This window comes from Nocardia amamiensis, assembly GCF_015477605.1.
GTDB lineage: Bacteria > Actinomycetota > Actinomycetes > Mycobacteriales > Mycobacteriaceae > Nocardia > Nocardia amamiensis_A.
The window spans coordinates 218,500-228,566 of the sequence record NZ_JADLQX010000005.1 but is presented as its reverse complement, the minus strand read 5'-3'; the positions used below and the strand labels follow the sequence as shown (position 1 = coordinate 228,566).

Annotated in this window: 8 protein-coding genes; 4 read left to right on the top strand and 4 right to left on the bottom strand. The window is 66.4% G+C overall.

Going from position 1 to position 10,067, the window contains the following annotated elements; all coding sequences use genetic code 11:
• Positions 1 to 63: 63 nt before the first annotated feature.
• Together IU459_RS09075 and IU459_RS09070 are read right to left on the bottom strand one after the other, a co-directional pair.
• Positions 64 to 1,434 (bottom strand): SagB family peptide dehydrogenase, encoded by a 1,371-nt coding sequence (locus IU459_RS09075; protein ID WP_195129026.1) that lies wholly within the window; start codon positions 1,432 to 1,434, stop codon positions 64 to 66.
• Positions 1,435 to 1,474: 40 nt separating this feature from the next.
• Positions 1,475 to 2,452, bottom strand: a complete 978-nt coding sequence (locus IU459_RS09070) for an ABC transporter substrate-binding protein (RefSeq protein ID WP_195129025.1) — start codon at positions 2,450 to 2,452, stop codon at positions 1,475 to 1,477.
• 155 nt (positions 2,453 to 2,607) lie between these two features.
• Here IU459_RS09070 and IU459_RS09065 point away from each other — a divergent pair, with 155 nt between their 5' ends.
• The 3 genes from IU459_RS09065 (at position 2,608) to IU459_RS09055 (ending at position 6,220) form a co-directional block, all read left to right on the top strand.
• Positions 2,608 to 3,807, top strand: a complete 1,200-nt coding sequence (locus IU459_RS09065) for an MAB_1171c family putative transporter (protein WP_195129024.1) — start codon at positions 2,608 to 2,610, stop codon at positions 3,805 to 3,807.
• Between the two features lie 12 nt (positions 3,808 to 3,819).
• On the top strand, positions 3,820 to 4,947 hold the full coding sequence (locus IU459_RS09060) for a DUF6545 domain-containing protein (protein ID WP_195129023.1): 1,128 nt from the start codon (positions 3,820 to 3,822) through the stop codon (positions 4,945 to 4,947).
• 151 nt (positions 4,948 to 5,098) lie between these two features.
• Positions 5,099 to 6,220 carry an MAB_1171c family putative transporter gene (locus IU459_RS09055; RefSeq protein ID WP_195129022.1) on the top strand — a complete coding sequence of 374 codons (1,122 nt, stop codon included), beginning with the start codon at positions 5,099 to 5,101 and terminating at the stop codon, positions 6,218 to 6,220.
• On the opposite strand, the gene IU459_RS09050 is transcribed toward IU459_RS09055, so the two are convergent.
• Positions 6,169 to 6,609, bottom strand: coding sequence for a nuclear transport factor 2 family protein (locus IU459_RS09050; RefSeq protein WP_195129021.1), 441 nt, complete (start codon positions 6,607 to 6,609; stop codon positions 6,169 to 6,171). The genes IU459_RS09055 and IU459_RS09050 overlap by 52 nt on opposite strands.
• A 382-nt stretch (positions 6,610 to 6,991) precedes the next feature.
• Here IU459_RS09050 and IU459_RS09045 point away from each other — a divergent pair, with 382 nt between their 5' ends.
• Entirely contained in the window at positions 6,992 to 7,927 is a 936-nt protein-coding gene (locus IU459_RS09045; RefSeq protein WP_195129020.1) for a type IV toxin-antitoxin system AbiEi family antitoxin domain-containing protein, read from the top strand.
• Here IU459_RS09045 and IU459_RS09040 read toward each other — a convergent pair.
• Entirely contained in the window at positions 7,924 to 9,972 is a 2,049-nt protein-coding gene (locus IU459_RS09040) for a M13 family metallopeptidase (protein ID WP_324198801.1), read from the bottom strand. The two genes, IU459_RS09045 and IU459_RS09040, sit on opposite strands and share 4 nt — an antisense overlap.
• Between the last annotated feature and the right edge of the window lie 95 nt (positions 9,973 to 10,067).

The following is a 10,067-nucleotide window of genomic DNA, read 5'->3' as shown; positions in this document are numbered from 1 at the left end:
ATGCGCGACGGCCCCTCCGGATCCCGGAGGGGCCGTCGTCGCAGATAGCCGTCCTGGCGTCGCTCAGCCGGGTGATCCGACGATGATGCTGCCCACGTTGCATTCGGACAACTCGTCCACGCCTGCCGCGGCACCGAACGCCGTGGTGTCACTGAACCCTTGCGCGACTACGCCCAGACCCATGGCCGTGGCTGCCAGGTAGACGGTCTGCATGAAAACGCCGACGTGCTTGAGGATGTTGGCGTAGCCGACCTGCTCGTAGCCCCACATCACCCGGCCCGCCCTGGCCGAGACCAGCAGCAGGACCTGCGGTTCGGCGCCCTCGGCAAGGGTTGCCGAGGTAGTGCGCAGCAGTCGCTGCACCGCGGGCGAATCCGCGGGCGCGACGGGGCGCAGCACATGGTCGAACGAATCGTAGTGATACATGCCCGCGGCCAGCCCGCCGACGTGGCGCACCACCGGGTAGACCTCCAATTCGTGCACACTGCCGCCGGAAGGGTAAGGACGCGAAGTCAATTCCTCACCGCTCACGGTTTCCACAGCGCGGGTACGCGCCGTGCGATAGAGCAGTTCGGCCAGTTGATCGAGGGTGATGGGCGCGCTGTCATCGAAAGCGCGACAAGAGGCCCGGTCCTCCAGTACCGCGGTCAGGCTCGGATCCTCGGCGCGCAGTGCCGCCAGATCCGGGACCGGGAGGTTCACCAGCGCGCCCGGATAGGCGGTCTTTCGGGCGGGCGGGGGCGGGAACTGGCCCTTCGCCCACTTGGTCGGGCCGAAGTTCTCCCACGTGACGGTGCGTTCGCCGAGCGTGCTGCGACGATGGAACCACAGATCGGGTGCGCTCCAACTGCGGGTGGCGAACTCTCGTTCCTCCGCATCGGGGTCGGCCACCAGGAATCCACACCAGTGCAGGTCGTCGGCGAACTGCGTCTTGACCACGATCGGCAGGTTGGCCTCTGCCGCGCCGGGTCCGTCCAGCAGTGCGAGCAGCCGCGGATCGTGGATACGCAGATCGCACCACGCTCGCGGGTGTTCCAACACGAAGCCAAGCGAGTCCCGGTGCACCACCGCGAATTTCGACAGTGTCGCCGACCAGGGCAGCGCCGTGGTCGGCCGCGCGGGCGGCTGCCCGAACGGCTGGATGGTGTAGAGGTCGCGCCCGCCGTCGCGCACCGTGACAGCCAGCCAGCCGCCGTCGGCCAGTCGGTCCATCAGCCCGGCGACATCGGCATCGCCCGCGCCCCCGGACATCTCGGCCACCGTGGCGGGCCCTTGGTTCAGCGTTTTCAGTGCCTGGAGCTGACCGGCGGCCAACCCGGTCAGCTTCTCGTTGTGCGGCGGATTCAACAGCACCGCGCCCGCCGGGGTGGTCAGGCAAGTGACACCCGCGCGCAGCGCGAATCGGGTCTGGTCTGGATACGTGAGCGCGGGCACGACCGCTAACCTCCGCTTGTCGAATCGTTCTGGTCAGCGCCTATTTCGCCGCGTTGGCGAAGGCGGGCGCGAGTTTGTCCAGCAGGTACGGAACCGAAAGCGCGGTCGGCTGGTTCACCGCGGAGATCTCCATGGTGGTGAGGAAGACCACAGCCCCTTTCTGCACCGCGGGCAGTTCCGGGTAACCGGGCAGCTGCCGGTACTTCTCGTCCAGGCCCGGGGAGTAGCCGGCAAGCAGCAGATCGGCCTGCAACTCGTTCAGGCGTTCCGGTGACAGCGCCAGCCTGCCCTGGTTGGCCGGCTGGTCGGACAAGTTCTTCGGGATCGTCATGCCGAGCTGGGTGAACAGCTGGCTGGAGCCGTCGTTCGGATCGGTCAGCACCATGAGCTGCGACGGCCCGGCCAGCCATGTGCTGGCGAAGGTCTTGCCCTTCAGGCCGGGGTTGGCCGCAGCGATCGCGTCGAGCCGCTGGCGCACGCCGGCGATGACCCGGTCCGCGTCACCTTCCTTGTGCAGCACCTTGCCCAAGGTTGTCACCTGGTCCTGCCACGGGGTCACAGCGTCCTTGCCGAGGGCGGGTAGCGTCGGCGCCAGCTTGGACAGTTCGTCGTATGTCTTCTGATCGGCGATGAATGGATCGGCCAGGATCAGGTCCGGTTCCAGGGCTGCCACCTGCTCGGCGAGGTTGCCTCCCGGGTTGAGCGCCTTGGCCGATGCGAGCGTCGCGGGCTCCCACGGGACCGCGGTCTTGGCCAGCACGCCGATGTTGTCGACGTAGCCGACCGGGGTGGCGCCCAATGCCAGCGTGGCATCCAGCCACTGGTTACCCAGGGCGACGATCTTCGCCGGCGTGCCGCTGACGGTCGTGGTGCCTCGTGCATGGGTGACGGTGACCGGCGTTCCACCGGAACTCGCGTCGTCGCTGGATGACCCACACGCGCTGAGCCCGAGCGCGAGCACGCTCGCCACCGCGGCGACCCCCGCCCGGCACCAGCGCGAATTCCGAACCGACCTCATTGCCTCACCTCTCTGCACCGAGCGATCCCCGACGACTCGACCGAGCCGAGAACCAGCATAGGTCAGGCTTGCCTTACTAGATACCGCTGGGGTGGTGGGAAGGGTGGATTCCGCGAGTTGGCCGGGGTTCATCCCAAGCCCTACTGTCGACGGCGATGAACACTGTTCCGCCTTCGGTGATGGTGTCGGTCGTCGTTCTGGTCACCGTCGTAACGGTCGGGCGGTGGCTCCTGGTCAACGAGACAGCGACCGATCGGCTGATCAATCGTGCGTGGAGCTGGAATCTGCTCGGTCTGCTGCTGTCCGGGATCGCATCCGCAGCACATAGCCCCGACCTCGGGCGGCGGCTGTTTCTCGGCGGTGGTCTGATGGCTGTCGGCAAAATATACGGGCTGGCTCGACTCGTCGACGGCGTCGATACGGAGACGGCCCACCGACGACAGCGCCGATACGATGCGATGTCCGCCGCGGCCGCCATTTCGGTGGTAATCGGTGAACCCGTCGTGCGCGGTGCTTTGCCGATGGAATACACCGAATTCATCTGGGCACTGACGGCGGTTCCGATGGCCTTCAGTGGGTTCCTGGTCGGCCGCGCCTGTTTGCGTGAGCTGCGCATCGCGGGCTCCTCGACGAAGGAGAGAATCACCTACACGGCGTTGCTCGCGTTTTCGGTCTACTGGTCGGTCTCATCGGTGATCGCACTCGTCCGGTCGATCGCCGGTACTCCGCCGAGCGACCCTGGGGCGGTGTGGGCCGTGTTGGCCTTCCTCATGCTTGCCGTTGTGACTCTACTGACCGCGATCCCGTTGATCACCGCCCTGGTCGCGCGGGCAGGATGGGACCGGACCGGTCGAGCCTGCCGTCGACTGCGGCCGCTGTGGCGCGACCTGACCGCTGTGGTGCCGGAAGTCGTCCTGTTCCATGATGATTCGCTTCCAAGGGCGTCCGCCTCTCGGCTGTACCGGATGACCGTGGAGATCTGGGATGCCCTGCTGCATCTCAAGCCGTATCTGCCGATAGCCCCCGAGTGCGGCGCACCCGCGGAGATCGGCAACGACCTGCGCGGCTACGCACTCCAGCTGGCGCAAGCCGTGCGGGCGAAGCGCGAAGGCGCTGGCCCTGCCCTGGAGTTCCCCGCTCGCAGCGTGACGCAGACGGAACCGCGCGGTCGAGCGGGGGAGCTGCAATACCTGCTCGAACTCGCACATGAATGGCGGAAAGCTGCTGCGGGACGACCTGATCGGTCCGGGAACCGTTGTGTGCATCTGGTGCGCCGCGCCAGCCGGGACCCTCATCGGGTCGGTTCTCGCGCCGGGGTTCTGCTCAGGGTAGTGCCACGCGCGACGCGGCTCTAGGCTCGACCCTCGATGAACGATGTACCCCCGTGGATCATGACCACGGTCGTCCTCTCGGTGGGGCTTGTTGCCTTGGCCCGATGGTTTTTCGTGAACGACACAACTATTGACCATCGAATCAATCACGCGCTGACTTGGGATCTCGGTGCGCTGGCGCTGTATGGGCTCGCCCGCAGTTTCGGCCTCGACAGTCTGGCATGGCACTTGTTCGCTTGCGGCAGCCAAATGGCGTTGGCGAATGTATACGGTTTGGCAAGATTGCTCGACGGAGCCGATTGGCAGGCAGCCGACCAGCGCCAGCGCCGCTACAACCTGGCGGCCGTCGCGGTGGCCGCTGTCTACTCGCTGCCGTCGATCCCGGGCATTCCGATCGATCGGGCCGTGGACTGGAGTGGAATGGCCTGGTCCGCCTCGAGCGTGGGCTGTACGTTGTGCGGGGTGTTGCTCGCGCGCACCGCGGTGCGCGACCTCCGGACAGCGGATCCACCGCGGCGGGAACAGCTGGCGTACCTCGCGCTGTGCGTCGTCGGCGTCTACGTCATCGTTGCGTGTGCGGCCACGGCAGTGCGCACGGCGTTCGGAACTCAGCCTGAGGATCCGGGGGCGGCATGGGCAGCTGGGGCTTTCATCGTGCTGGTCTTTCTTGCCGCTCTGTCCGGGATACCGCTGCTGAAAATCTTTCTCGCGCGGACGGAACTGGACCGCGCGGGGCGGCACTGCCGCCGACTGCGCCGGCTGCACCGTGATCTGACGGCCGCGGTGCCGGAAGTCGTTCTGGTTCAAGCCGGTTCGGCACGCCCGGAGTCAGCTTCCCGCCTCTATCGCATGACAGTCGAAATCAGAGACGCCTTGTTGCACCTGAAGCACTACACGACCGCTGTCGACGAAGCCGATACCCGTAGCTATGCTCGCCAGATCGGATTGGCGGCGCGGGCCAAAGCGCTCGGGGTACGACCGATCGCACAGGCTGGGCAGAGCGGTACCACCGGCTTCGCGGGCGCTGACCGGTCCGCCGAGTTGCGGAGCATGCTGGATCTGGCCCGCGAATGGCCGAAAGCCGTTGCGGCCGCGAGCTGCCAGGCCGGGAAACCGCAGCCGAGCGCGATCACGCTGATCGGTGATCCGCTGCTGCGAACGTAGTCGCACGGCAACGCCTCCGACGTGGAAGGCCGGCGAGCTTCCACCACCCTGTGTCTCCCGCGTTGCGCTGCTCATCCGTTGCGGGTCGAACGCTCTATGCGATTAGTTGGGAGCTGGACCCGGACCGCCCGAGAACCTACTGTCGAGCGCGATGAACGCTGTTCCTGCTTCGGTGGTGCTGTCGGTCGTCGTCTTCGTCGCCCTCATGACCGTGGGGCGGTGGCTTCTGGTGAACGAGACGAGCACCGATCGGCTGATCAACCGGACGTGGAGCTGGGATGTCGCTGCCATCCTGCTGTATCAGGCCGCGGTCGAATTGCATCGTCCCGACCTCGGGCGGTCTCTATACCTTGGCGCTGCGCTGATGGGGATCGCCAGTTTCTACGGGATGGCCCGGCTGCTCGACGGCGCCGACCCGGGGAGCGCGCGCCGACGTCAGCGCCGATACGATTCGATATCCGCCGTCGTCGCCATCTCGCTGATACTCGGCACGCTGGTCGTCCGGGGAGCTTTCGGGATCGACTACACCGAAGCGGTCTGGATGCTTTCGGCGGTACCGGCGGCCTTCTGTGGGTTCCACTTGGGGCGTGCCTGTATTCGCGAGCTGCGAGCCGAAGGCTCCCCAACGCGCGAAAGGCTCACTTACGCCGCGTTATTCGCATTCTCGATCTACTGGTCGGCCTCGTTTGCGATCATGATCGGCCGCGCAGTGGCCGGCACGCCGCCGAGTGAGTCGGGCACGGCGGCGGCTGTCGTGGCCTACCTCATACAATCCGTGCTCACACTCTTGACCGCGATCCCCTTGGTCACCGTGCTGCTGGCGCGGACAGGATGGGATCGGACCGGACGCACCTGCCGTCGCCTGCGTCCACTGTGGCGCGACCTGACCGCCGCCGTGCCGGAAGTCGTCCTTCGCGACGACCGGTTGACGCCATTGGATCCGGACTCCCGGCAGTACCGGATGACCGTCGAAATCTGGGATGCACTGCTGCACCTGAAACCGTATGTTTCCGAATCTGCTTCGCCCGTCGCGATCGAGTCCGATGTGCATGGCTATGCGCGCCAACTGGCACGAGCCGTGCGAGCGAAGCGTGCAGGCAACGCACCGGCAGCTGCCTTCCCGGCTCGGGGCGCGGTGCTGGAACCTCGCGATCGTGAGGGGGAGTTGCGTTATCTGCTCGAACTCGCCCACGAATGGCCGAAAGCGGTCGCGGCCCTTGGCTACGAGTCCATCACTCCACATGCGGCCGCGATCGCCGCGGTATCCCAGTAGAAGGGGTACACCTCGGCGATCCGGCCGTCGGCGAAGGTGATCGTCTGCAGGATCGCGAAGGAGAGTTCCCGGCCTGTTGCGCGTGCACGCGCGTGCACTTCGGTGTGCACCACCGTGGCGTCGCCGGTCGCCAGGAATCGTTGATCGAGAAGGTCGAACTTCTCCCAGGTGTTGCTCATCGCGAGGAAGAAGCGCTCCATGCCGTCGTGATTGCGCCAGGTTCCGCCGTACGGCAGGCTCTCGGCCTGATAGAGCACCACGGTAGGGGAGAAGAACGGGGCGAGCAGGTCGAACGAGGCGGCGCCGGGGCCGCCTGCCGCCAGGTATTCCGCCTCGGCCTCGTACATTCGGGTCAGCACGGTCATCGGGTCGCTGGTAGTCCGCGTCATGTGGCCAGTCTCGCGGTCGGCCTATCGCGGGTCCGGCGGTTATCGGACGTTGCGCTGCACGGTCCGATTCCCGCCCACGTATAGACGGTGTGCGGGAACCGGGTGCGCGCGGGCCAGCCGGCTGCTACGCGCTCCTGGCGGGTGCCGTGACGCAGGCCGATCGACATGATGTCGGAGGGTTCGTCCCGCCCAGAACACCTACGAACCCGGCCTCCGCGCCCTCATCACCGGCCTGCTTTCGTGACGGGAGTCGAATGGTGGCTCCTGCGTCGTCCAGCACCACCTTTTCACTACGCTCGCTGAGCAATCCACATCCGGCCGAGTATGCACAGGGGCGGGCGGGGCGGTGGTGGGGGTGTGGGAGGCGAAGCAGGCTGGATGCATGCGATCCGGCTTGGAGCAGTTGCGTGACAAGCAGTTCGGCGTGTTCACCGCGCGGCAGGTGCTGTGCGAATATACGCGCGCGGAGCTACGTGCTCGGATCGACCGCGGGCAATGGGTGCGGGTCTTCCGGGGGGTGTACCGCGAGGCAATAACCCCACCATCACCCGAACTTCGAGTCGAAGCCGCACGTTTGTCCATGGGGCTGGTTTCGCTGGCCGCGGCCTACAACACAGCCGCCGAGCTGCACGGGTTCGCCGTTCTCGCGGACCAGCCGACCGATGTGCTCGGTATCCAAGGCTCACGCTCCGACCGGCTCGTCGTGCATCGCGATCGAGTCGATCCCGCGGAGCTGGAGTTGGTCCACGCGACAGCGGTCACCAATGCCGTTCGAACCGCCGCGGACCTAGCCCGCATCCTGACCCGCATGGACGCGCTGGCAACACTGGATGCCGCGCTGCGCACCGGGACCTCGCGCAGCGCGATCGCCGACGAAATCAACAAGCACACCGGCCGGCGCGGTCGTCGACAGGCTGCCGAGCTGATCGAGCTGGCGGACGGCCGGGCCGAGTCGCCCATGGAGTCGCGCGCCCGGCTGCGCTGCATCGACGCGGGCCTGCCGCCGCCCGAGCCGCAACTCGAGGTGCGGACCCCGGATGGACTCCGCCGCATCGATCTCGCCTGGCGGCTTTGGCGGATCGGCCTCGAATACGACAGCGCCGAGTGGCATTCCGGACCAGGTGCCGCAATGCGTGACAATCCGCGCCACAACTGGCTGACCACCGAAGGCTGGACTATCTACTACGCCACCGCGGCCGACGTCTACCACCACCCGCACCACTTCACTGCGCCCATCCAGAGCGCGATCGATCGAGCGCAGCGAAATGGTGGCTGCCGGGCTCACCTGAGCCACCACTCCACTCCACTCGGCGATTAGAAAGTGACGCGCTGATCGGCGGGCAGGAAGAGTTTGTCGCCTTCCTTCACTTCGAAGGTCTTGTAGAACTCCTCCAGGTTGCGCACGACCTGGTTGCAGCGGAATTCGGCGGGGGAGTGGGTGTCGCCGGCGAGTAAGCGGACGGTGAGTTCCGGCGTCTGCTTTTCCCGCCAGCTGCGGGCCCAGGACAGGAACATGGTGCGGTAGTCGGGGTTGTCGATTCCGCGGCGTTTCTCGGCGATGCGGAAGGCAGCCAGCGTGATCTGCAGTCCGCGGACGTCGGCGAGGTTCTCCCCGACGGTGAGTTCGCCGTTGACGTGCTGGTTCGGCTCGAGGCCCTCCGGGACCAGCACGTTGTACTGCCCGACCAGCTGTTTGGCTTTTGCGTCGAACGCGGCGCGGTCCTCGGGAGTCCACCAGTCGCGGCGGTTGCCGTCGCCGTCGTACTTGGAGCCCTGGTCGTCGAAGCCGTGGCCGATTTCGTGACCGATGGTCGACCCGACCGCGCCGAAATTGACCGCGGGCAGCGCGTCCTTGTCGAAGAACGGTGGCTGGAGGTAGGCGGCCGGGAAGACGATCTGGTTGGAGGTCGCCGAGTAGTAGGCGTTCACCGTCTGCGGCGACATTCCCCATTCGGTCTTGTCGACCGGGGTGCCCAGGCGTGCGAAGGCACGCTTGACCTCGAATTCATTGATGGCGAGCAAAGATTCGATCAGCTTGCCCCTGGTGACCTTCAGCTTGGAGTAGTCGACCCACTTGTCCGGGTAGCCGATCTTGGGATCGATCTTGTCCAGTTTCGCCAGCGAAGCCGCCCTGGTCGCGGGCGACATCCAGGTGGAGTTGGTGAAGTTCTCCCGGTAGGCCGCGATGACGTCGGCGAGCATCTCCTTGGCGCGCTCTTTGGCGTCCGGCGGAAAGTGCTTGTCCACATACAGTTTTCCGAGCTGTTCGCCGAGCCGTTCGTCGACGATGCCGACCCCGTACTTCCAGCGTTCCGGGCGCTCGTCCTGACCGTTGAGCACCCTGCCCCGGAAATCGAAATTCGCGTCGTTGACGGCCTTGGGCAGGTATGGCGCGAATTCTCGCAGCACGTACAGCTTGAGATAGTCCCGCCAGGTGGCGATGTCGACCTCGGTCCACAGCTGACCCGCCGCCGTCAGGTAGGACGGCTGGTTGACCACCATCTTCGCGAACAGTTCGCGCGGGCGGTCGGTGTTCCCCGCAAGCCATGGGTCCCAGTGGAATCCCGGCGCGAGTGCGGTCATGTCGGCCCAGCTGTACAAGTTGTACGTCGCGTCGGTGTCGCGGTTGCGCACGTTGTCCCAGTGCGCGGGCGCGATGCGCTTCTCCAGGTCGAACACCCGCTGAGCGATACCAGCCGGGTCGGCGAACCCGGCGCCCGCCGCGATGCGCTCGAGGAAGACCCGATATTGCGCGAGCACCTCGGCGTACTCGGGCTTCCGGTAGTACTGCTCACCGAGTCCGAGGCCGGACTGGCCGACCGAAGGAATGTAGGCGTCGGAGTTCTTCCGGTCGACGCCGATGCCCAGGCCGATCAGCCCGCCGATCGGCAGCTCGGCCATCACCTTCGCCAGGTCCGCCTTGGTCGCGGCGCCATCGATCTTGGCGAACAGCCCCCCGAGCGGAGTCATGCCGAGCTTTTCGATCTCGTCCCAGTCCAGGCGCGCGTCGTACAGGTCCTTGATCTGCTGGGCTTCCGAGCCGGGTTCCGGGTCCTGGATGCTCTCGATGATCTCCCGCAACTGCTGCTGGGTGCGCTCGGCGGCCTCGCTCGTCGAGCCGAAGGAGACTTTGTCCGGCGGCAGCTGGTACTCCCGCAACCACTGCCCGTTGACGTGCCGGTACAGGTCGTCCTGCGGCCGGATCGTCTCGTCCGCCCCGGTCATGTCGACACCGGTGAGCGTCCGGCTCGCCGGTTCGGCTTCGTTCGAGCAGGCGACCAGCGCGGCGGCGGCCGGGACCGCTCCGAGCGCGATCAGGAACGCACGACGGTCCAGCTTGCCTGGACGACCGGTTGATGTCACGAGAGTCCTCTCCCCGACGCGGCGTTGCCGCAGATGTACGTAAGGCAGCCTTGCAGGACACCGAGGCTACCGGCGTGGGGCCGGTCGAGCCCGGA

Bases quoted from the DNA above. Each gene is read 5' to 3' on its own strand.
- IU459_RS09070 (WP_195129025.1), bottom strand. From the start codon at position 2,452: ATGAGGTCGGTTCGGAATTCGCGCTGGTGCCGGGCGGGGGTCGCCGCG.
- IU459_RS09065 (WP_195129024.1), top strand. From the start codon at position 2,608: ATGAACACTGTTCCGCCTTCGGTGATGGTGTCGGTCGTCGTTCTGGTC.
- IU459_RS09060 (WP_195129023.1), top strand. From the start codon at position 3,820: ATGAACGATGTACCCCCGTGGATCATGACCACGGTCGTCCTCTCGGTG.
- IU459_RS09055 (WP_195129022.1), top strand. From the start codon at position 5,099: ATGAACGCTGTTCCTGCTTCGGTGGTGCTGTCGGTCGTCGTCTTCGTC.
- IU459_RS09050 (WP_195129021.1), bottom strand. From the start codon at position 6,609: ATGACGCGGACTACCAGCGACCCGATGACCGTGCTGACCCGAATGTAC.
- IU459_RS09045 (WP_195129020.1), top strand. From the start codon at position 6,992: ATGCGATCCGGCTTGGAGCAGTTGCGTGACAAGCAGTTCGGCGTGTTC.